The organism is Nitrosospira sp. Nsp14 (assembly GCF_900113575.1).
GTDB lineage: Bacteria > Pseudomonadota > Gammaproteobacteria > Burkholderiales > Nitrosomonadaceae > Nitrosospira.
In genome coordinates this window covers 71,062-93,848 of record NZ_FOPV01000016.1, presented here as the reverse complement: position 1 = coordinate 93,848, position 22,787 = coordinate 71,062, and the positions used below count along the sequence as shown (strand labels likewise).

Genomic DNA, 22,787 nt, shown 5'->3' with positions numbered 1-22,787 from the left:
CCGGAGGCCGATGGCCCCGGCTGGAGCAATACCCAGATGCTGACGCAGCAGGTCGCCCAGCTCAACCGCGAAAAGGAAATACTGCCTCCCCCAGGCGACCATGTGCATTGACTTTGTTTCTCACGGTCAATGACAGAAAGAGAGAGCAAAGGATGGCGAATACCGATGATGGAGCTTAAGTTACGGAATTTTGGTGATAGCGTTCCCTAACTGGAATTCTGCTTGGAGTCCCCTTGGCCCGTATGACAATTGAAACTCCCCGGACGAGACCGAACCGGCTCATTCAGGCCCGTCCTCCCCGGGCGCGTCAGCAACGGGCAGCAATCCTATCGTTCCTTTCTGCTCGATGACAGTGCCCAGCTCGTCCAGCGGCGGCAATTCCGCCAGCGATCGGAGATTCAGGTCATTGAGAAAGTTGACCGTAGTACCATACAGCGCCGGTCTGCCGGGAACATCGCGGTGACCAAGCGGCGCTATCCACCTACGCGACTCCAATGCCTTGAGTATGGTCCCTGAGACGGATACGCCGCGGATCTCTTCTATGTCGCCACGTGTCACCGGCTGGCGGTAAGCGATGATGGTAAGCGTCTCGAGTACGGCCCGAGAGTAGCGCGGCGGCTTTTGCGGATTGATGCGATCGAGAAACTTTTGCATCTCCGGTTTCGCCTGGAAGCGCCAGCCGCTGGCAACATTGACCAGTTCAATGCCTTTTCCGTCCCAGTCCAGACGCAATTCCTCCAGCAACCTGCGCAGCACCTCAGCGCCGAGTTCCTCATCAAAGAGTTTCCTGAGATCGGAGAGTGGCAATGGTTCCTGGGCGGTGAGCAATGCCGCTTCCATAATCCGCTTGATTTCAGCGGGATTGGCGGCACCGGCCATGCCTGTGGAACTAGATGACGGAGAGGGTACTAACCGGCCTGACATAGATAATCCCAAAAGCACAAGGCTGGCTTATTTCAACCTGATGTTCCCGCACAAGCTCAAGCAGCGCCAAAAACGTCACGACCAGTTCCGGCGCGCCTGCGGCGGGGTTAAATAAATCGTTAAACTCAATAAACGCGCGTCCCTGCAATTGGCGCAAGATGCGACTCATGTGTTCTCGCACCGACAGTTGCGCACGGGTGATCTGGTGGCGGCGATTTGCCTGGCTACGAGCCATCAGCATCAGCCACGCATCGCGCAGATCCTCCACGCTGATTTCCGGCAGCCGCTCAGCCGTCGCCTCTTCGATCCACACTCTCGTCAGCAAGAAGTCTCGCTCCGCTTGGGGCAGTTGATCGAGCTGCTGTGCGGCGGCCTTCATCTGCTCATATTCCAGAAGGCGCCGCACCAGTTCGGCACGCGGATCCGCCTCTTCCTCATCCCGGATAGCAGGCGTCGGCAATAGCATTCGCGATTTGATGTCAATCAGTACCGCCGCCATGAGAAGATATTCTGCCGCCAGTTCCAGCTTGTTCGTCCGCATCATTCCAATGTAGGCCATGTATTGGCGTGTAAGTTCCGCCATTGGAATGTCAAGCACATCCAAATTATGCTTGCGAATAAGGTACAGCAGCAAATCAAGGGGGCCCTGGAACGTCTCCAGGAACACTTCCAGCGCATCCGGCGGGATATACAAATCCGCCGGTAATTCCGTCACCGGCTCGCCGTAGATTTTCGCAATTGCGGCAGCCTCGGTTTGCTGGGAAGAGCCGTCCATCATGAAATGAAGGCTAAGGAAACACTGAACAAGTGCATCAAGGAATGGGGCATATTGGAAAGTGTAGCCCTAAGAGTAGTCCAGTCCCATTGCCTCTCTTACGTCCCGCATGGTCTCCTGGGCTAATTTATCGGCCTTCTCGCATCCATCCGCGATGATATTGCGCACAAGGGTAGGGTCTTCCTCATACATACGCGCGCGCTCGTGCATCGGCTGTTGCTCCGCCAGTATCGCGTCAATAACCGGTTGCTTACACTCCAGACAGCCAATTCCGGCGGTAGTGCAGCCCTGTTGGGCCCATGCCTTGGTATCCTCGTCCGAATAAACCAGGTGGAACTGCCATAACGGGCATTTTGCCGGATCGCCAGGATCGATGCGGCGGATGCGGGCGGGGTCGGTCGGCATGGTGCGTATCTTCTTTATCACGCTTGCAGGGTCTTCGCGCAGCGAGATAGTGTTATTGTAGGACTTCGACATCTTCTGGCCGTCCAGCCCCGGCATTTTCGATGCTTGAGTCAGCATCGCGTCGGGCTCGGAGAGAATCATCTTGCCACCACCTTCCAGGTAACCAAACAGGCGCTCCTGATCGCCCAGACTCAAGTTTTGCTGCTCATCAAGCAGTGCCTTGGCCGCAGCCAGTGCCTCATCGTCGCCATGTTCCTGGTAGCGATTCCTTAACTCGCGGTAGAGTTTTGATTTCTTTGAACCAAGTTTTTTTATTGCGGCTTCCGCCTTTTCGCGAAATCCTGCCTCCTTGCCATAAATATGATTGAAGCGCCGGGCGATTTCACGGGTAAACTCGATATGCGGGGTCTGGTCTTCACCTACGGGTACGCGGGTAGCGCGATAAATGAGAATGTCCGCGCTTTGCAGAAGAGGGTAACCGAGAAAGCCGTATGTGTTTAACTCTTTCTCGAATAGCTTTTCCTGTTGATCCTTATACGAAGGCACGCGTTCCAGCCATCCTAGCGGTGTGACCATGGAAAGCAGCACGTGCAACTCGGCATGCGCCGGGACGCGCGACTGAACGAATAATGTCGCTTGCGCCGGATCCACCCCGGCTGCCAGCCAGTCGATCACCATGTCCCAGACATGACGTTCAATGACATCGGGCGTATCGTAGTGCGTGGTGAGAGCATGCCAGTCAGCAACAAAGAAAAGGCACTCGAATTGGTGCTGAAGCTCCACCCAGTTTTTCAGCACGCCATGATAGTGACCCAAATGAAGGCCGCCCGTGGGGCGCATACCCGACAAAACTCGCTCACTGAACATACCGCTCGTCCTTTTTCCTTATACGATCACTTCGATTATCTTTCAGTAGGTTTCGAGGCCAAAAACCAATGCTACTACCTGAATGGTGAGGGCTATAAACGGCCCTATAATTGCGCCCAGTACACCGGTCATCAGCAGCAACAGGAGGATCATGAAGCCGTACGGCTCAATCCTGGAAAAGCTGTTCGCCATGCGGTGTGGCAGAAGGCTTACCGCGATACGGCCACCATCAAGCGGCGGTAGAGGCAGCAAATTCAATACCATCAGGACCACATTAATTTTTATGCCGGCTTCCCCCATCAATACCATCGGCCGCGCAAGATCGGTTTCCGACAGGGTCAGGCCGAGTTTGATCACGAAGGCCCAGAGCAACGCCATGAAAAGGTTGGCCCCCGGCCCGGCCAGCGCCACCCAAAGCATGTCCTGTTTCGGGCGACGCAACGCCGAGAAATCGACCGGCACCGGTTTGGCCCAGCCAAATAGTATCCCGCCCAGCCACAGCGTCAACAATGGAAGAAAAATCGTGCCGAGCGGGTCAATATGTCGAGCCGGATTCAGGCTGACGCGTCCCTGGGCGTAGGCCGTCATATCGCCGAAATGCTTTGCCACGTAGCCATGGGCGGCCTCGTGTAAAGTAATAGCAAAAATTACCGGAAGCGCATAGATCGCGATATTCTGAATAATGCTATCCATTGGACATTCCAAAAGGCTGGAGGCTTCCTTTGCCTTCCCGTATCACTTCCGGCGTATCCCCGGTCATATCAATGACCGTGCTCATCTCCAGTCCGCACGCGCCCCCATCCAGCACCAGTTCCACCTGATGTTCGAGACGAGCGCGAATTTCCCACGGATCATTAAGCGGAAGCTCCTCCCCCGGCATTATCAGGGTGGAACTCAACAGCGGTTCATTCAGCTCCGCCAACAAGGCCTGAGCGACAGGATGATCCGGTATTCTGACCCCAATTGTATTGCGGCGAGGGGGCTGCAAGCGGCGAGGCACCTCCCGCGTGGCCTGAAATATAAAGGTGTAGCTACCCGGGGTGCTCATTTTCAGCAGCCGGTATTGGCGATTATCAACTTTAGCGTAATGCGAGATTTCTGCGAGGCTTCGACACATCAGAGTAAAGTGGTGTCGCTCATCCATTTGCCGTATCGCCCGAATCCGAGTCATGACGGCTTTGTCGCCCAACTGGCCGCCAAGGGCATAGCAGGAATCGGTGGGGTAGGCGATCACCGCTCCGGCACGCACGATAGCGGCTGCCTGCCGTATCAGACGTAATTGTGGATTTTCCGGGTGAATCGAAAAGAATTGAGCCACAAGAAAAATAGCGGATTATTTTTATCAATGTCGCCAATGATCTACCCCTGATACATCATGCCGGCGCCAAGGCACGGCGGGGCAATGAGGCAGTGAGGGCAGGGGCAATCACGGGTACCTCAGGTGATACATACCGGCTACTCGATATGGCACCATGGCGGCAGGCCAGGGAAAACTGCAACTTACCCAGCTTGGATCGCTTCATTCCAGTCATGCCATACCGGCCGACAGATCGCGGGCAGCGCAGGCATTCTCCCCAGATCAAAGTAGCTTTCCCCGGGGCCATGAAAATCCGAGCCGCGGGAGGCCAGCAAGCCCAGCCGCTGGCTATGCCGCGCAAACTGCATCGACTGCTCCGGCGTATGACTGCCGGTGATCACCTCGATAGCCTCCCCGCCGAGTGCGCGGAATTCCTCCAGTAGTTCGTCCATCGCTTTCCTGCTCAGCTTGTAACGGCCGGGATGAGCAATTACAGCTCTGCCCCCGCTGGCGCGTATCCAGCCGACCGCATCACTTAGCGGCGCCCATTGATGGGGCGCATAGCCCGGCTTACCCTTCACAAGGTATTTCTTGAAGACTGCCTTCACATCTCTTGCGTGGCCCTGCTGGACCAAGAAGCGCGCAAAGTGCATGCGACCCAGCAGGTGCCCCTCTCCTGCGTTGCGGGAAGCGCCTTCAAAACTGCCATGAATTCCGATCTTGTCCAGTTGCGTGGCAATATTACGAGCGCGTACCATGCGGCCATTGCGTATGGACGACAAACCGCAGGCGAGGTCGGGATGTTCCGGGTCAATTCCCAGTCCGACGATATGAAGAGTTTGTCCGCGCCAGTCCACCGAGATCTCAACACCATTGATCAAGGTGATATTCCTTTCGGCGGCCATCGCGCGGGCTTCGGCCAAGCCACTTACGTCGTCATGATCGGTCAGGGCGAGAATGTCAACCCCCCGCGCAGCGGCGTGCTCGACCAATTGTGTCGGCGTAAGGAGACCGTCCGAAACAGTGGAATGGCAATGCAAGTCGATGTTCAGCATCATGAAGGAGGATAGTTGCGCAAAGCGAGAGCCGCATCATAGCATAAGGGGGGCGATGAAATTGAATCGCAACAACGGATTGGTCGCCCGAAATCTCAACCCGCCCATCTTAAGAGAAACCGGAAAGTTTCCGGTAGAGTAGGATACCGAGTCACCCAGCTTAGACGGAATAAATGGACTTTTTGCCAATTTTTATCGACGTAAGAAATCGCGATTGCATGGTGGTCGGCGGTGGAGAAGTGGCTGCCCGCAAAGCGGCGCTGTTACTACGCGCCGGCGCCCACGTGACTATCATCGCGCCTCGGCTCTGTGAGGAACTGGACAGCCGATTATTGGAGCAGCGTCGGGAACAACCTGGGAAACGCCTGGCGCAAGCAAGGATCACACATCGTGCGGAAGTGTTTCGTTCTGATCATCTTGCCAGTGCCGTTCTTGTCATCGCTGCTACCGATGACGCCGCAGTCAACCGGGAGGTATCGGAAGTCGCCCGAGGATTACGTATTCCGGTCAATGTGGTGGATGACCCGGCTTGGTGCTCTTTCATCATGCCCTCGATTGTGGACCGTGCGCCCATTCTTGTCGCCGTTTCCAGCGGGGGGGCCTCGCCTCTATTGGCCAGGCTGCTGAGAGCTCGACTGGAAGCCATGATACCAATGCGGTATGGCCGTCTTGCAGCGTACGCGGCCCAATTCCGCGAGCAGGTCAAACAGCGCTTTGCGGCGCCTCAGATGCGGCGCAGATTCTGGGAAAAAGCATTGCAGGGGCCGTTTGCGGAAATGGTGTTCGCCGGAAGGGATCAGGCGGCCGAAGCGTATCTGAAGCGTTTGCTCGATAACGGAACGGATGAGGCAAGCGGTGGCGAGGTTTATCTGGTGGGGGCCGGCCCGGGCGATCCGGAACTGCTGACTTTGCGCGCGATGCGCCTGATGCAGCAGGCGGATGTGGTCGTGTTTGACCGTCTGGTGTCACCTGAGATACTTGACATGGTTCGCCGCGACGCGACCCGGATCTATGCCGGCAAGGAACGCAGCAAGCATGTGATGCCGCAGGAATCGATCAACCAATTGCTGGTACGGCTGGCGAAAGAAGGCAAGCGCGTGCTGCGGCTGAAAGGCGGAGATCCTTTTATCTTTGGCCGCGGGGGTGAGGAAATTGAAACCCTTTCCAGCCACGGCATTCCTTTCCAAGTCGTGCCTGGCATTACCGCCGCAACGGGTGCTGCGTCGTACGCAGGTATTCCCCTCACCCACCGGGATTTTGCCCAGTCGTGCGTCTTTGTCACCGGCCATCTCAAGGATGGCACCGTGAACCTGGATTGGCCCATGCTGGCGCGGCCAAACCAGACTATCGTGGTCTATATGGGACTCCTTGGACTATCTGAGTTGTGCCGCCAATTGATCGCGCACGGACTGCCCAGCACAACACCGGCCGCAATCGTGCAACAAGGAACCACGCATAAGCAGCGGGTATTGACGGGCACGCTGCAAACCCTGCCCAATTTGACGGCGGCCGCCAGATTAACTCCGCCAACCCTCATTATCGTAGGGGAGGTCGTGAAGCTGCATGGGAAACTGGCGTGGTTCGAGCCACAACGCGATGTGGATGCCCGTGACGCGACCGCTGCCGGTATTTCCAGTGGCGGATAGCGCTTGGGCGCGCCCTGACACTATTTTATTCCGTTTAAAAAAGGCCGATCAGCATCCTCGTGCCAAGCAAGTATAGCAGCAGAACAAAAATTGTCCTGAGCGCGCCCGTCGGTATGACGTGCGTCGTTCTGGCGCCCAAGGGCGCGGTGAGCATGCTGGCGAGCACGATCCACCCCAACGCCGGTATATGAACATACCCCAGGCTGTACTCCGGCAACGGCTCCGATTGAGCCATGCCATTAAGGACATATCCAATAGCGCCGGCCACAGCGATGGGAAAGCCCACCGCGGCCGCGGTACCGATAGCCTGCTGCAGTCGCACGTTGCAGAGGGTCAGAAATGGGACCGTCAGCAGGCCGCCGCCGATAGCGACGAAGCTCGAAACTGCGCCAATGATGCAACCGACGCCGAGCATGCTCGGCCCGTCCGGCAGTTTACGGCTGGGTTTGGGCGCGATTTTCAGCAGCATCTGTGTGGCTGCGTAAAAGATGAACACCACAAAGATGATGCTGAGCACGCGGCTGGGCAACATGCCCACCAGCGTGGCGCCGCCCAATGTCCCAATGATGACTCCGGGCGTGATATGTTTCACGACTTGCCAGTTTACCGCCCCATGCGCATGGTGAGCGCGCAGGCTGGAGGCGGAGGTAAAAATGATCGCGGCCATGGTCGTGCCAAGGGCGAGGTGCAGGATGCGATCGGGCGGGAAGTGCTGGGCGGTAAAGATAACGGTGAGCACCGGTACCAGAATCAACCCGCCGCCGATACCCAACAATCCGGCAAAGAAGCCGACAACTGCGCCCAACAGCAGATAAGCCGGCCACCACTCCACGTCAAGCTTGGCCGAAATGCGTACTTGGCTTGAGCATTTTTTGCTGACTGTCTGTTTGTAAACCCGGCTGCGGCCAGCCCATCAAATAATATCCATGACGAAATTCCACTCGGCCGGATCCACGGGCGTAATGGAAAGGCGATTCCCGGTTTGCAGAATTCTCATGCCTGCCAGTTCCGGGTGGTTCCGCAATTCCTTAATGCCAACGAGACGGGTTTTTCTGACGAACCTCACATCCACATTGAACCAGCGCGGATTTTGTGACGTTGCCTTCGGGTCGAAATATTTACTGTCGGAATCGAACTGGGTTGCATCGGGATACGCCAGTTTACAAACCTCGGCAATACCAGCAATCCCTGGCGCCGGACAGCTCGAATGATAGAAGAATACCTGGTCGCCCACGCGCATCTGGTCGCGCATGAAGTTGCGGGCCTGATAGTTCCGCACCCCGTACCAAGCGACAGTTTGCTCAGGCATCGAGGCGAGGTCATCAATGCTGACGTCTGACGGTTCCGATTTCATCAGCCAGTAACGCATATTAATTCCAGAGAGTTCTCATGAGTTCCGATAACCGTTGATTGTTATAGATATTAAAATTTTTTATGGCTGGATTGCTCCCCAGACGTCCTATAGAACCGACTATATCTTAATGGAGGAAATTCATCTATGCTGCTTATAAATACGGTTCTAATTTAGAGGCGAATCCAATGAAAATAAGGGTATCTCGTCTTGCTCTGTTCGCTGCAATTCTGTTTCTGCCCGGTATAAACCATTCCCACGCCGGCACTTATACCGTCACGGCCCTCCCCAGCCCACCGGGTGCGATTTTCGACGCTCCCAGTGCTCTCAATAATTCGGGCCAGGTAGTTGGAAACAGCCTCGTCGCGGTTGCCACAGTGCATGCCATGCTGTGGGACAGCGGCACCGTGATCGACCTGGGAACATTTGGCGGGAGTTACAGCTACGCCAACGCTATTAACGACTCGGGCGTGATTGTTGGGTTCAGTAATACTTCGACCGATAATAACCGTCCCACGCTCTGGAATGGCGGTTCAGGCGTTGATCTGGACCCGTCGAGCGAAGCGGGAGGCAGCGCCGCAGATATCAATAACTTGGGGCAGATTGTTATAAACAGGTCAGTCGGTCCCGGGACTTCACAATCCGTGCTTTTGAGCAACAATACTTTCACCGAACTGCCCCTATTTCTGGGCAGCAGAGTTTATGGCAACGCGAAGGCCATCAATGACTCTGGAAAAATCGTGGGATCCATTACTGACCTTGATTCCCTTCGAACCCGCGCCGTCCTGTGGGATGGGAATACCGTTACGGACTTGGGAACACTGTATGAGAACTTCAATTCCGCGAACGATATAAACAATGCCGACGTCATTGTGGGGGCAAGCGTGGTCGCCGAGGGGATATGGCATGCCACACGCTGGTCGGAAACGGGCATCACCGATCTGGGTGCACTGACTCCCATAACCGAGGGAAGTGGCCGCAGTGAAGCCAACGCCATCAATGAGGCCGGCCAGATTGTAGGTTACAGCATACTTGACGGGAATCCCCGCGCGACTGTCCAGCACGCGACATTGTGGGATGGGGAGGCGATAGTAGACCTCAATCATGCCCTCGATCCTGCTTCGACCCAGTTCGGCTGGAATATTGTGAATGCATACGATATCAACGATAAGGGCTTTATCGTGGCGGAGGCGTGGCATGAGGGCTTCCAGCACGCTGTTTTGCTGACTCCCGTCCCGGAACCGGAAGCTTTCATGATGCTGCTGGCCGGTCTTGGAATGCTGGGTTTCAAATTGCGGCGCGATAAGGCTGGTTAAATAGTCCAGGGTCTCCTCGGAAGAGCAGATGATGATGAGCACGGGGAGGCCGCCACGGCGCGAGCCCTTCTGCCCTGGGACAGCTCTGCCACGTCCGTCATTTCGCCGTAAGAAAGATGATCGTACTTCTCCCGCAGTTCGGCGGGAACCAGCCGCTTGGCGATTTGACAGATTTCAAGATATGTCATGGTTTCTCTCCTGCTTTTTACAGAATCATGCATGTCTAATTCCCCTTATCCCCCTACCCTACTTGAACCGCACGGTTGGAGTCGGTCAAATCGTGGGTGAAAAAATGAGTTTAAGTCCTTTATCTTACTTCTCGGGTGAGCGCGCTTTGAGCCATTTATCCGACTTTGCGGCCTTGCGCATGGCTCTCCGATATTGAGTGTCGAGATGAGGGTGTACGAGTGGTAATTGGATACCATCGCCCACACGTGGCCCCGATCGTTGCGGATATGCATGCGGAGTGCCAGGCGGCGAGCATATAGGAATAATAACCGGGCTGGATTACAGGCTCAGGTCTGATGTCCTATCTGGATAAATGGCAAGATAGTTGGGATTGAACAGTCCAGCTTTAGCAAACGATGCGCTTCAGAACGCAACGGTTACCTGATTCCGAAGTGAGACGCGACCAGCGAATGGGCTGAGATGATCGATTCATTTGGTCGACTTCTTGCCCAACGGCACAAGCCCGAACGCATAGCGCTTATAGACGTCGATAGGCGGTTAGCCAAGATTACGTGCCCCTCTCTCCCAATCTCTGATCCCTCCCGGCACAATGCGAAATAGTGGATGGGGCTCAGGCATAATGATGCCTCCAGGATGTTGGTGCAGATGAGGCGCCCGTTTCCTCAGCTTTCCGCCCAAGTGAGCCCACTCCCAGAGAAGCTGTCCATCTGTTTCCTCGATTTGTCCCACGTTTCCCGTTTCCTGAATTTTTTCTGTATCGAAGTGATACCCTCGCCGATCAGCTTCTGCGGCAAGGCCAGCCAAATATGCGCCCACCGCCATAAGCGGCTGAGGATGCTGCCTAAACCGGATTAGCTGGGGATGATGCGTGTAGCCGGTGGTCGATCCCGACAATACTTTTTGCGCCAACAGCGCTTCTCTCCAGGCACCTGTTAGCCCTTTGGCATCCAGATAGCGGGGATGGAGCGTCCACAAGCGCATGGCAGCAATACTTTCGTCGATATGGTCTAGGATAAGAGCTTAGCGTGTGACGATAGCGGTGTCATGGAAAATCCGGAAGAAACGATCAATCACAAGCCGCTGCTGAAACGCCGCAAGCTTCTTCTATCCGCGCTTTCGACCGGGTTGACGGCGGTCGCCGGCCCGCTTCATAGCCAACTAGCTCAAACGGATGCGAAGGTAACGAAGAACAGCGTGCAAAATCGTTCTGACGTGGGTGCACAAAATTCCACCTTGCTCACACTGTTTCTCTGCGGCGACGTCATGACCGGGAGGGGAATTGACCAAGTATTGTCACATCCCGGCAACCCTGTCCTCTACGAGGAGTATATGAAGAGCGCGCTCGGTTACGTTCAGCTTGCCGAAGAAGCAAACGGTCTGGTCCCGAAACCGGTAAGTTATTCGTATATCTGGGGTGACGCGCTTACCGAACTGGAACGAAGACAGCCGGCGTGCCGTATCATCAATCTGGAAACCGCCGTTACCCGTAGTGAGGACGTGCAGGAGAAGGCGGTGAATTATCGGATGAATCCAGAGAATATTCCCTGCATCACTGCCGCAAGGATCGATTGCTGTGCCCTGGCCAACAACCATGTTCTGGACTGGGGATATTCCGGCCTTGCCGAAACGCTGAGCAGCTTGAAACAGGCAGGGCTGAAGACGGCAGGCGCGGGCCGCAACATTCGAGAGGCGCAAGAACCGGCGGTGCTTCCGCGGGGGCGGGGCCGTGTGCTGGTGTTCTCGTTTGGATCGGAAACCAGCGGTATCCCATTCAATTGGCTCGCCAGGGAGAACAGACCGGGTGTCGATCTGTTAACCGATTTTTCTCCTGAAACAGTCTTGGAAATTCGCAAGCGCGTCACGTCAATAAAGCGCCCGCGCGACCTTGTTGTCGGTTCGATACACTGGGGCGGGAATTGGGGGTATCAAATTCCGTACGCACAGCAAGCGTTTGCCCATCAGTTGATTGACGACGCAGGCGTGGACGTCGTTCACGGCCACTCTTCTCATCATCCGCAGGGGATGGAGATTTATAAGGGCAAGCTCATTCTTTACGGCTGCGGCGATTTTCTGAACGATTATGAAGGGATCTTAGGCCACGAAGCTTATCGGGGAGATCTGACCTTGATGTATTTTGTACGCCTCGATGCATCGACGGGTACGCTGGTCGGCCTGGAAATGGCCGCGATGCAGATGAAGCGCTTCAGGCTCAATCACGCTTTAGCGGACGATGTGCTATGGCTAAAGGAAACCCTGGACCGGGAAGGCAAAAAGTTCGGAAATTGGGTGGAACTGGGGGCGGATAATACTTTGACGCTGCGGTGGGCCTGATAAAAAAGAAACCATCAAGGTTGGCCAGCGCCGGGCAATCTTAAAAATTCACGCCGCGTCTTTGGTCCGTAAGTGAGGAAGTGTGGTTCCGGATGTTCGCGGTAAGCTAGCCGCCTGTGGGCGATGGGGTCGCGGCTGATGAACTTCTTAACTTCATCCGCGCTGATGGAGTAGACCCGCGCTGCATTGAGTCCAAAAATTTTGGCCCGGAGTTGGGGCGTAATCTCGGCATAATCGTGTTTCGCGCGTAATTCGGGCGCAATCTGGAACGTGCGGAATGCCTGGATCTGATCCTGGGGCGACCCATACCAGATGGAGTCGGTTCCCCATAGCACGTTATTCTCGCCGCAGTATTTCACCAGTTTGCCCAGCACATGCGCAGCAGCGTCGGGGTCCCGCATCAGGTAGCGCCAAGTACTGCCCAGTTCGGCGTAGACATTGCTGTTCGGCGCGACCTCGTTATCGATAAGCGAGCGGATGAGGGTATCAATGCCGTCGTCCGCTCCTTTACCCTGGAAGGCCCGTTCCGGGACGCTGGTAACAAAGCCCGAATGGTAGACCAGGAACGAAACGTCCGGAAAGCGTTTAGCAACGATGCCGATGTCGCTGCATTGGCTGTGTTGATAGGATTGCTTGCCGAAAGGCAACCCCTTATGCACGCAGATCACCTTGACGCCGAGCTTGCGCGCTTTTTCGATAAACCGCATGCCAATCTCGTCCGACAAAAAGTAGCCGTTTCCCCCGGGGCCAAATTGGGTGTAGGTTTTCCAGGCGGATACGCCCCAGCGTTCCTTCAGTTCGTCCATCCGTTCGAGATCGCCCGCCTGATTGGGGTTGACACGGCCATGGAGGAGCAAGCGGTGCATCCCTTCCATGCGGTCGATTATCTGCCGCACGGCATCCGCACCCTGGATGGTGAGCGGTTCCGCGTCGGGCTTGGAAGGAACAAAGGAAAGCACCATCATGTCGGTATCGGAATCGAGGAACACGTCCTTGATGAACTCATCCGGGCCAAGGCAACGCAAGTAGCTGTGCGCCCCTGGCTCAGCAGCGAGCGCGCAACCGGTCTTGGGCATCTGGCTCAAGGGTTTGGAACCGGGCGGGAGCTTTTGCAGCCAGGGTCCGTTGGGGTCTACGAAGTGGCCCTGCACATCAAAGATGAATTCGCCTGCGACACGGCCTATTTGCGCCTGCGCCAGTTCCGGTTCAAGCGCTGCTTCCGGCAACAGATCGAAAAATCCACCCGTCTTTCCCGCTGCTGCGTTGGCGCTATTGAACGCCAGCAGTGTGGATGCCGCACCGCAGGCAGAGATTAGAAATTTTCTTCGGGAAAGGGCCAACCGCTTCGCGTTTTGGGTAGCCGCTTCGTGCGCGAGGCGATTCGCAGCGTGATTGACGGGGGAGAGGGGCACCGGAGAAAATTCTCCGTTGGAGGTCGAGTCAAGCTTGATCGGCAACCGGGCACCATCGAGGTCCAATTGAGGCATATTGCCATGCGTTTGATTCATCTTGAGGGGTCCCCTTTCCAACGAAGGTCAAAATGGAGTGTGCGGCAATTCCTATGTCGAGGCCAGCCGCCAGCCAGACGTTATCGCGGCGGGATGACAATCCGCTTTTTCTTTCTTATCTCACCTGAACATGGCGTGGCGACCTAGGGGCGACGCGTGTGATATTGCTTCAGTCTGGCGTGTAAATAATGATGACCGTTGTGACTCGATCTACAACTATAGTCGAACTATCTAAAATCATTGGTCGATTTTATTACGCGCGCCGAATTTTTTCGACAATGGGACATCCGCAATCGTATAGCTGGCTCCTCCTCACCAGTATTATTATTTTGATTGTATAAAAAATGAGCAAAACATGAGATGTGCGAGGAGCCTTGCGAGGCTGCGCATTTCTTCGCATTTGATCGGGCGCCGCCATATGCAGAGCGGCAACCTGGTGTTGAGGCGAGGCCCGGTAACAAAAAAAGCGGCGGAGCCGCTTTTTTTGTTACCTAATAAGGTCCCCGCAAATGCCGTCAGGCCATTAATCTTGAACCTTAAGGTCCAAGGCGGTCACCTGCCGGACGCATCAGGCGCTTCCGTATAGGACGCGCACAACAGCATCACGTTGGCTTGCAACCAGTTCTTAAAAAGTTGGTTCAAAGAATATAGGCCAAAAACAAACACCGCAGGGAACAACTCTTATCATTTTTACCTGAGCCCCATTTGGGCCAGGTATCCGTCAGTTCCCTGAGGGATGCAAATGAAAAAATTCATTCCGGCTGACTTGAGATCAAGTAACGTGGACTAGAACAAGTTGTCCTGTTCCGGCATTACCGCATCAAGCGCTGCCTGCATGTGATCGATTCTACGCCTAAATTCTTCCATGTCAAACCCCTCCCTGGTCCTTGCGGTGAGCAATTCATGCGTGATGTTGAGCGCTGCCATGATAGCGATGCGCTCCGAACCGGCCACTTTTCCACTGTCACGGATTTCGCGCATCCGTTTATTGAGATAAGCAACTGCTTGCAATAGCTCTTCGCGTTCGCCGGCTGGGCAGACGACGCGGAATTCGCGTCCCATGATGTTGACATCCATGGTGTTGCCAGTGTTCATTGTTCGCTTTCGGGTAGTCTTATGAGGAGGGCTTCAAGGCGGCTGGCAGCCGTGTTTATTTTTTCTGCCTGGTGCTTGTTTTCGCTGATGACGCTGGCCAATTGTTGGCGCAGTTGGATGTTTTCCGAGCGGAGTTGCTGACATAGCCGCACGAATTGATCAATTTTTTCTTCCAGGGCGCTCAGTTCCGATTCCATCGAGCCACTATAGTTGTGAAATCCCTATCGCGTCAACTGATAACAAGATTTTTTAAATGTAGTTTCCAACCTGTCCCTTGTTGCCCGGTGCTCATGTTCAGTCTGCGAGATAGCGGGGGAACCATCTCAACGATTCAGTCCAAGGCTGCCCGGGTTCTGGTAGAATCCCGCCACGTTTGAGGTGCTTCGGCCGTGTTACGGTCGAGTTAAACGGGAACCAGGTGAAGAAACTCCGCACAAGTTCGACGGGTTGCGTCGAGCCTGTCAGAGCCTTCTGATGCCTGGGCTGCCCCCGCAACGGTGAGCAGGTGTGGGCGTATCAAAATCTCGACGAGTCCTCTCAGGACTTAGTCGAGATTTTGCGATGTCACTGTGAACGCTCCAGTTCATGGGAAGGCGATACGCCAAGTCCTGCAAGCCCGGATACCGGCCTTGAATCATTACGGAAATATCGCGTGGGGCGGTATCCTGATCGATATTTTTCGCTCAAGGCATCTCCGCGGTATTTTCTTGTTAATAACATGGTGGACGGTGGGTCCGCCAACACAAGCAATACTGTCGGGCATGTTACGCAAACTCGTTTTCCCTGTTTTTCTTCTTACCTCGTCTTCATGGTCGATGGGGTCCGACGGTCTGGCAAGTAAACCGCTTGAGGAAGTCGTGGTAACCGCCACGCGTTTCAGCCAGCCTGTCGACAAGCTGCCCATTGGGGTGTCCATTATCACCTCGGAGCAGATAAAAAACAGCGCCGCCATTACCCTGCCCGAGCTGCTGCAGCAACTCGCGGGCATCCACACCCGCAACGTTGACGGTAGTCCCGACCCGCAGATCGATATGCGCGGATTCGGCATTACCGGTAATCAGAATACCCTGGTTCTGCTCGATGGCCAGCGAATGAATGAAAATGAACTGGTGGGTATTCGCTTCTCAACGATACCGCTGGATTCAATCGAACGTATCGAGGTGCTGCGGAGCAGCGGCGCTGTGACATATGGTTCCGGTGCCACTGGCGGCGTGATCAATATTGTTACCCGCGCTGCCGCTCCTGGAAAGGTGGCCGGTAATGGCGGTGTTTCCTTTGGCAGCTACGGTGGGACTGAAGTCAAGGGCGCGTTGGATGTGGCGGGTAAGAACCTCGGCCTTGCTCTAACTGGTAATGCGCTTGAAACGGATAATTACCGTGTCAACAATGCATTGCATCAGCTGAACCTCCAAGGAGATTTACGCTACAGGTTCGCTACCGGCCGGGCATTGTTGAAATTCGGCGTGGATGACCAGAAGCTGGGGTTGCCTGCTACTCGTACTGAAGCGCAACTGCAAACCGACCGCAGAGGGACGGCGACCCCGCGAGATTACACCACACGGGATGGCGCTTTTGTAACGCTTCGCGGGGAACATTCGAACAGGCTCGGCGATTTCGCCGCGGATTTTTCCTTCCGTAACAACCACCGTACGGCGTTATTCGACGATTACAGTATCGATTTCTTTAACTCCAAAGCATTCATCAATTCGCGGTCGGACGTGTGGTTGTTCAATCCGAGGGTGAAATTGCCTTTTCAGTTCTTTGGCATGGATCACGAACTGATATTGGGCGCGAATCTGGAGTGGTGGGATTATCGCTCCAGGCGTTCTACCGGACCGGAAACAGTGCCTGGCGCAGCTTCAGCGGATGTTTCACTGGCCGATATCGTCGCTACCCAGCAAAACCGCGCAATTTATCTGCAACACATCGCTACATTACCTAAAGGTACGGTGTTATCACTCGGTGGGCGGTTGCAGTGGGTGGACAACCGCGCCGATGACCGCCTCAGTGCGGCGCCTTACGCTCGCGATCAACAGAGTCGTACGGTCTACGCCTATGACGTGGGTCTTCGCCAGCCGGTGAGATCTTTCTTCTCGTTTTATGGAAAGTACGGTCGCAGTTTCCGGATTGCCACGGTGGATGAAAGTTACAATCAGTTCGGCGGTCCTGCGTTCGATTCGATTGTCAAAATACTCGAGCCCCAGACTGCTCACACAGGGGAGTTGGGACTGGATTACCGGCAGGGAGCAGTACGCGCACGGACGTCGATTTACTCGATCAATCTCAACAACGAAATCAGCTTCATCAACATTGACCCATTCCTGTTCTTCGCGAATATCAATTTACCGCCTACCCGACGGCAAGGCGTAGAAGTGGAGGGTTCCTGGGCGATCACCAGCGCAATCGATATCTTTGCCAATTACACCCTCACGAATGCGAGATTTCGTGAGGGCACGTTCGGAGGCGTTGATGTTTCGGGAAACCTCATCCCGCTGGTGCCGCGCCACCGGGCTGCGGCGGGCGGCACATTCCGGTTTGGCTCCAATACCAATCTGGCGGCGACCATGAATTACGTAGGCGAACAGGTGCTCGACAATGACCAGGCCAACACCGCGTCCCGCCGCATGCCGGATTACGTCACTGTGGACCTGAAGATCACTCATCAGATGAACAAGTTATTGTTGAGCATGGCGGTAAATAATCTATTTGACGAAAAGTATTTCTCTTATGCTATTCGCAACTCAGCGGGTACCAGTTTCAACGCTTTGCCGGCGCGCGAGCGCAATGTCTGGTTCACGTTAAAATACCAGTTCAACTGAGACCCCCTGCGGCATCCAAATATCGCGAGCGTACCTCCGATACATCAACTCTGCCGCCCCATACGCATCCGCTCGGCGGTGGAGGTGATCGACAGTTCTTATCGCCCGCGGACGCAGGTGACATAATACAGGTTTGCCAGATTTCGCGGTTTCGCCTTCTCCCGGTTCTGCTAGGTACGATGCAAAACAGGCAAACAATCCCCAGTCGCCAGTTATGGCGACGCCAAATGAGATATGTTGCACCCCATTGGGAGGTGTTCGTGCTCGCGCTCGGAAGCTTGGTGGCGATGTCGGCGACTGCGCCCGTGCTGGTGGCGCTGGTTCAACCAATGCTGGACAGTGTCGTAGCCGAAAAAAACCTCGAATTGATGCAATTGATTGTGCTGGCGGTTATCGGATTGTTTGCGGTGCGCAGCGTGGCAGGTCACATTGCTGCATATACAACCAACTGGGTGGGCAGCAAAATGGCGATGGACATGCGAGTGGAGATGTTCGACAAGCTGCTAATGCTGCCAGCACGCTACTTCTCTGGCCGTCCTGATGCTGCTGTCTTTGCTGTGATCACATCCGGCGCCACCCGGCTGGCCGAAGCTTTTATGGCTGCGGTAACCGTGCTGGTCAAGGACACGTTTACCATTGTCGGATTGCTGGGATGGATGTTCTATATCGACTGGATATTGGCACTAGCGGCGTTATCGGTATCGGCGGCAGTTTGGCTGATCATGCGATTGACCGGAAAGCGGTTGCAGGGAATAACATCGGAAGTTGGTCAAACAATGGATGGCCTGTCCAAAGTCCTGGAGGAATCTGCGGAGCATTACCCGGTGGTCAAGCTCTACGGTGCCGAGGAATATGAAATCGAACGCTTGCGCAAGCAAGCGGAGCGTATTCATCTCGCCGCGACCAAGCGGACGGCTGTGGCGTCGCTGGGTGTTCCCTTGGGGCAGATATCCATCGCCGTCGCGTTGGGTGTAGTCATCTATCTCGCAGCTCAGCACTCGTTCGCGGATAAGATCACTGTAGGAGGGGTGGCGTCTTTAGCCGCAGGCATGGTAATGCTGATCGAACCGATAAGGCGAATTGCAGAGATGAAGGAATCGTTGGGAAACTGGCTGAATGCTGCTGATAGCGTGTTTTCACTTCTGGATCGCGGCGTTGAGCGAGACGAGGGAACAATTACCGTTGAGCGAGTGTATGGTGAGTTGAAGTTCGTGCACGTTAGCTGTCGCCCTGAGCCGGACACGGGGCCCGATGACCAGTCTGGCGCAAGAGACGATCAAGACCTGGAAACAAGTGCTTCGCTTCGGGACGTTACGTTGACCATCAAACCCGGCCAATTAGTGGCGTTTGTGGATTTTTCAGGAGCAGAGTCTGCCAAGTCTGTTTTAATTAACCTCGTGCCCCGTTTCCATAATCCTACATCTGGAGAGATCCTTCTCGACGGCCATGATCTGCGGAGCCTCAAGTTAGCCAGCCTGCGCGCCAATATTGCACTGGTATCCGCAGGGGCAACGGAGTTTAATGACACGATTGCCGCGAACATTGCTTTTGGTGCCATCAACCGGGCAACAGAGGGCAGCATTACTGCCGCGGCGCAAGCTGCTCACGCATCGGAGTTCATTCGCAAGCTGCCGCAGGGGTTGCAGACGATGGTTGGGGAACAGGAGCAGAAACTTTCCGACGACCAGCGGTTGCGTATTGCGATTGCCCGAGCTTTACTAAAAGATTCCCCGATTCTGCTACTGGACGAGACGTTCGATACGGTAGACCCTGAAGCGGCGCGTCATGTAGAGGCGGCTGTTGAAACCGTGACTCGGGGGCGGACCACGCTGGTCTTCGAGCCTCGCCTGCCCACCCTGAAAAGAGCCGATTCCATAGTGCTGCTTCAAGAAGGTCGCATCATCGATATCGGTCGACATCGGGAGCTGCTGGCACGCAGTCGGCCATATGCTAAATTTTCGCAAACCTTGCTGAAACCAGAGAAAGTGGTGGCGTTTAACTATCGCAAAACTTATCGGGAGATTGACTAATGTCGAGCCGGGAATGGGGGACGCCGGGTTGGTTTGGCGGCTCCTGGCCAGAGTACTCCGGCACCCATTTTTTCAACTCCTGTTTGACTTCCTCATCACTGAGCACAGGGTGTTCATTAAGCCATCCGAGCAGATCCTCGAGCCATTGTTTGTCGACCTGACGTGCCTGGGCGATGCGCAATTTGGGATGAGGTGTGGGTAGAGTACTCTCATCGTCGGCCAATAATTCCTCATAGAGCTTCTCCCCGGGACGCAACCCATTGTAGACGATTTGTATATCGTTTTCGCTCAACCCGGAGAGACGAATAAGGTCGCGTGCGAGATCGGCAATTTTTACCGGTTCGCCCATATCAAGCACGAAGATTTCACCGCTACCGTTGTTTCCACCCATCAGCCCAGCTTGCAAAACCAATTGCGCGGCTTCGGGTATGGACATGAAGTAGCGCGTTATTTCAGAATGCGTGACCGTTATTGGTCCTCCTTTTTCAATCTGTTCCCGAAATTTGGGAATGACGCTGCCCGCGCTACCGAGCACATTGCCAAAGCGAACCATGACGAAACCGGGTACTTGCAGACCACTACCTCGAGTCAGCAATCCGGCCACCGATTGCTGCAGTGCCTGGCATACCATCTCGGCCAATCGCTTGCTGGCACCCATCACATTGGTGGGGTTGACGGCCTTATCGGTCGAAATCAGTACGAATTTTTCCACTCCATGCTCAATCGAGGCCTGGGCAAGAACGTAGGTCCCGAGAACATTGTTAAGGACAGCTTGCCAGGCGTTTTCCAGTTCCATCAGGGGCACATGCTTGTACGCCGCTGCGTGAAACACGACTCCCGGCCGGTATCGTGAGAATATCTGGCCCAGGCGCGCCTGATCCTTGACATCGCCTATCGTGAATGCCATTGGAATGTGCGGAAAATTTGCCTGGAATTCCTGTTCCACGTTGTAGAGCGCAAATTCGTTCAATTCAAGCAGTACCAGTCGGCCGGGTTCAAACTTGAGGATCTGGCGACACAATTCCGAGCCGATCGAGCCCCCCGCGCCGGTTATCAATACCGTTTTTCCGGCCAGCAAGCCATGCAGGCCGGCATTGTCCAGGACAACTGGATCACGTCCCAGCAAGTCTTCCGGTTCGACAGTACGGATTTGGGAGACCGTAACTTTGCCGCTGATCAGGTCCTCATACGAGGGGATGGTAAGCGCCTTTATCCCGGCAGCCGCACATATTTCGAGCGCTCGGCGGCGGTCGCGGTGGAGCCGGTCCGGCTTGCGCCGGTTGGGTTGAGAGCGGGGAGACAACCGGCGGTCGGGAACAAAAGAGGTCATCGCGATGATGGCATGCCCAATCCCCAGCTTCTGGGTGATCACCGGCAACTCGCTGATCCGCCCAAGAACTTTGAAACCGTGCAGCATCAGGCCACGTTTTGCGGGATCATCGTCCAATAAACCCACGACCTTCCACTGCACGCTACGTGTGAGTTCTTTAAGCAGCGTGACCGCGGCATCGCCTGCTCCGAGCACCAGGACGAGATTGCCTTCCGTTTTATTTTGACCGTACAGCCGATGTTCTTTCCATAACCGGTACGCAAGCCGGCTGCCGCACATGATGAACAGAAGCAGAATCGGCGCCAGCAGCGGCACAGTTCGCGGCACACCCTCGAGTCTCTGCACCATGAATAACGCCAGCGGCACCACAGCCGCCGATCCCAGCACCGCGAACAGGATTCGTTTTAAATCGGGCAGGCTGGCGTAATGCCAGAGCCCGCGATATAGACCGAACCAGAGGAATACCGCCGCGTGTATTGGTATCAGCCATGGCAGGATTTCCTTCAGCGATGTCAGATACAGAGGGGGAATGTCGAAATTGAAGCGGAACAGATAGGCGAGCCACCAGGCAATGGCTGCTGCTGCGATGTCGTGAACAAAGGCAATGATTGTACGTATATTAGGATTGCGCAGTGGCATGCTATGAAGCGCCGGAACGGCGTTCCCAATAGTGGTCAGAAGCACTCATTATGATCAGATAAACCCCGCACCAAGCAATACCGACACAAAATTGAATCGAAGGATCCTGGCGCGTTGCCCACATCGCGCTTGCGCTCGAGGCCAGCATGAGTATATACGCGAGCAGGGCTGTATTACGATGACCCAACCCATGCTGCACCATGCGCTGGTAGTAATGCTCGCGATGCGCCTGCCAGACCTTTTCACCGCGCCAGCCCCGTTTCAGGAGAGTAACAGAAGCATCAGCGATAAATGGCGAAAATACCAGCAGTGGCAACCAGAGGGGCCAATCACCGCTCATCCATCCTGTGAGGCCCATCGCCGCCGCCAGGAATCCTAATGGAACGGAGCCTGAATCGCCCAGAAAAATTCGCGCGGGGTGGAAATTGAACAATAGAAAAGCTGCTGCGGATGCGGCAATACAGAAGTTTGCCGCCGCAAATGCCTCATCCCCCGCGAGCAAGGCGGCCACGCCATAGCAGCCAAAGCCGATCAATGTCATGCCTCCAGCCATGCCGTCGGACCCATCCATGAAATTATAGAGATTGAGCATCCATGCAACTGCCAGTGCGGCAAAGGCCGCAACCAGCCAGCCATTTGTATCGGTTAGCAGCGCGACCGAGAACCAGGCCGCAAACACGCTGTGCATAAGCAGCCGTACCCACACTGGAAGATCATAAATATCGTCGGCGAACGATACCGATGCCAATACGATAACGGGGAGCCATATGCTCAACGGCGGAGAGAGAGGTAGAAGCGCCCATGACGCCAATATTCCCGCCAACAGGCCCAGCCCCCCGGTTCTGGGAATGGCGGTAGCATGAAGGGAGCGGGCGTTAGGATGGTCCAGCACAGCGATATTGCCCTTGATCAACCACCGGACAAGGGCGAGCGTAACGAGGAATGCAAGTGCGGGGGGGGCGACAAGTGTAAGAGAAGAACCGGTTATCATGCTGAATTATAGCTGTTGAGAACAGGAGGCAACACGGCGCAAATGACCCTGGCGAATGCTGCCGCCTGTTTCGATTACGCCTCGTGCGCATATAAAGTGTGCATCTGAAAAAACGTTTTTATTTCCCGGCACGGTGCGCATCCCTTTTCGACCACCGTTTTATGCAGCGGAAGTCTGATATCGTGCTTGGGGTGCGTTGCGCGGCGGGCTTTACCTGAC

General features: G+C 55.2%; 19 protein-coding genes, 1 other RNA gene and 1 riboswitch. Of the genes, 5 read left to right on the top strand and 15 right to left on the bottom strand.

Annotated features, from left to right (window positions below; translation table 11 throughout):
- Positions 1-279: 279 nt before the first annotated feature.
- The 6 genes from scpB to BM022_RS11380 form a co-directional block, all read right to left on the bottom strand.
- Positions 280-879 carry an SMC-Scp complex subunit ScpB gene (gene scpB / locus BM022_RS11405; protein ID WP_091139398.1) on the bottom strand — a complete coding sequence of 200 codons (600 nt, stop codon included), beginning with the start codon at positions 877-879 and terminating at the stop codon, positions 280-282.
- Positions 880-889: 10 nt separating this feature from the next.
- On the bottom strand, positions 890-1,702 hold the full coding sequence (locus BM022_RS11400) for a segregation and condensation protein A (protein WP_091139396.1): 813 nt from the start codon (positions 1,700-1,702) through the stop codon (positions 890-892).
- 66 nt (positions 1,703-1,768) lie between these two features.
- Positions 1,769-2,971, bottom strand: a complete 1,203-nt coding sequence (locus BM022_RS11395; RefSeq protein ID WP_091139395.1) for a tryptophan--tRNA ligase — start codon at positions 2,969-2,971, stop codon at positions 1,769-1,771.
- 42 nt (positions 2,972-3,013) lie between these two features.
- Entirely contained in the window at positions 3,014-3,664 is a 651-nt protein-coding gene (locus tag BM022_RS11390) for a site-2 protease family protein (protein ID WP_091139393.1), read from the bottom strand.
- Positions 3,657-4,289 carry an L-threonylcarbamoyladenylate synthase gene (locus BM022_RS11385; RefSeq protein WP_091139392.1) on the bottom strand — a complete coding sequence of 211 codons (633 nt, stop codon included), beginning with the start codon at positions 4,287-4,289 and terminating at the stop codon, positions 3,657-3,659. Before BM022_RS11385 ends, BM022_RS11390 begins: the two co-directional genes overlap by 8 nt.
- Before the next feature lie 182 nt (positions 4,290-4,471).
- Entirely contained in the window at positions 4,472-5,323 is an 852-nt protein-coding gene (locus tag BM022_RS11380) for a 3',5'-nucleoside bisphosphate phosphatase (RefSeq protein WP_177191706.1), read from the bottom strand.
- Positions 5,324-5,496: 173 nt separating this feature from the next.
- Here BM022_RS11380 and cysG point away from each other — a divergent pair, with 173 nt between their 5' ends.
- Complete coding sequence (gene cysG / locus BM022_RS11375; RefSeq protein WP_091139388.1) at positions 5,497-6,969, top strand: siroheme synthase CysG; 1,473 nt, start codon at positions 5,497-5,499, stop codon at positions 6,967-6,969.
- A 34-nt stretch (positions 6,970-7,003) separates the two neighbouring features.
- On the opposite strand, the gene BM022_RS11370 is transcribed toward cysG, so the two are convergent.
- Complete coding sequence (locus tag BM022_RS11370) at positions 7,004-7,801, bottom strand: sulfite exporter TauE/SafE family protein (RefSeq protein WP_091139386.1); 798 nt, start codon at positions 7,799-7,801, stop codon at positions 7,004-7,006.
- 81 nt (positions 7,802-7,882) lie between these two features.
- The gene (locus BM022_RS11365) at positions 7,883-8,338 is read right to left on the bottom strand and encodes an EVE domain-containing protein (protein ID WP_091139384.1); all 456 of its coding nucleotides are present in this window, start codon (positions 8,336-8,338) and stop codon (positions 7,883-7,885) included.
- 170 nt (positions 8,339-8,508) lie between these two features.
- Between BM022_RS11365 and BM022_RS11360 the strand changes: the two genes are divergently transcribed.
- Positions 8,509-9,636 carry a PEP-CTERM sorting domain-containing protein gene (locus tag BM022_RS11360; protein WP_091139382.1) on the top strand — a complete coding sequence of 376 codons (1,128 nt, stop codon included), beginning with the start codon at positions 8,509-8,511 and terminating at the stop codon, positions 9,634-9,636.
- Between the two features lie 726 nt (positions 9,637-10,362).
- Here the strand turns inward: BM022_RS11360 and BM022_RS11350 are convergent.
- Entirely contained in the window at positions 10,363-10,806 is a 444-nt protein-coding gene (locus tag BM022_RS11350; protein ID WP_091139378.1) for a pyrimidine dimer DNA glycosylase/endonuclease V, read from the bottom strand.
- 63 nt (positions 10,807-10,869) lie between these two features.
- On the opposite strand from BM022_RS11350, the gene BM022_RS11345 reads away from it, so the two are divergent.
- The gene (locus tag BM022_RS11345; protein ID WP_091139377.1) at positions 10,870-12,156 is read left to right on the top strand and encodes a CapA family protein; all 1,287 of its coding nucleotides are present in this window, start codon (positions 10,870-10,872) and stop codon (positions 12,154-12,156) included.
- A gap of 14 nt (positions 12,157-12,170) precedes the next feature.
- Here BM022_RS11345 and BM022_RS11340 read toward each other — a convergent pair whose 3' ends face one another.
- The 4 genes from BM022_RS11340 to BM022_RS11325 all read right to left on the bottom strand — a co-directional run bounded on the left by BM022_RS11340 (position 12,171) and on the right by BM022_RS11325 (position 14,956).
- Positions 12,171-13,664 carry an amidohydrolase family protein gene (locus tag BM022_RS11340; RefSeq protein ID WP_256209137.1) on the bottom strand — a complete coding sequence of 498 codons (1,494 nt, stop codon included), beginning with the start codon at positions 13,662-13,664 and terminating at the stop codon, positions 12,171-12,173.
- Positions 13,665-14,160: 496 nt separating this feature from the next.
- Positions 14,161-14,341, bottom strand: a non-coding RNA gene (gene ssrS / locus BM022_RS11335) — 6S RNA.
- 109 nt (positions 14,342-14,450) lie between these two features.
- Positions 14,451-14,759, bottom strand: a complete 309-nt coding sequence (locus BM022_RS11330; RefSeq protein WP_091139375.1) for a cell division protein ZapA — start codon at positions 14,757-14,759, stop codon at positions 14,451-14,453.
- On the bottom strand, positions 14,756-14,956 hold the full coding sequence (locus BM022_RS11325) for a hypothetical protein (protein WP_091139373.1): 201 nt from the start codon (positions 14,954-14,956) through the stop codon (positions 14,756-14,758). The genes BM022_RS11330 and BM022_RS11325 overlap by 4 nt, the downstream gene beginning before the upstream one ends.
- A 162-nt stretch (positions 14,957-15,118) precedes the next feature.
- A riboswitch (cobalamin riboswitch) is annotated at positions 15,119-15,406 on the top strand.
- Between BM022_RS11325 and BM022_RS11320 the strand changes: the two genes are divergently transcribed.
- A complete protein-coding gene (locus BM022_RS11320) occupies positions 15,389-17,578 on the top strand; it encodes a TonB-dependent receptor (RefSeq protein WP_177191704.1) in 2,190 nt (729 codons plus the stop codon). (Overlaps the previous riboswitch by 18 nt.)
- Before the next feature lie 227 nt (positions 17,579-17,805).
- The gene (locus tag BM022_RS11315) at positions 17,806-19,608 is read left to right on the top strand and encodes an ABC transporter transmembrane domain-containing protein (RefSeq protein ID WP_256209136.1); all 1,803 of its coding nucleotides are present in this window, start codon (positions 17,806-17,808) and stop codon (positions 19,606-19,608) included.
- Here the strand turns inward: BM022_RS11315 and BM022_RS11310 are convergent.
- Both BM022_RS11310 and BM022_RS11305 read right to left on the bottom strand, forming a co-directional pair.
- Entirely contained in the window at positions 19,574-21,577 is a 2,004-nt protein-coding gene (locus BM022_RS11310) for a polysaccharide biosynthesis protein (RefSeq protein WP_091139370.1), read from the bottom strand. The two genes, BM022_RS11315 and BM022_RS11310, sit on opposite strands and share 35 nt — an antisense overlap.
- A 1-nt stretch (position 21,578) precedes the next feature.
- Positions 21,579-22,568, bottom strand: coding sequence for an MraY family glycosyltransferase (locus BM022_RS11305; RefSeq protein ID WP_091139369.1), 990 nt, complete (start codon positions 22,566-22,568; stop codon positions 21,579-21,581).
- Between the last annotated feature and the right edge of the window lie 219 nt (positions 22,569-22,787).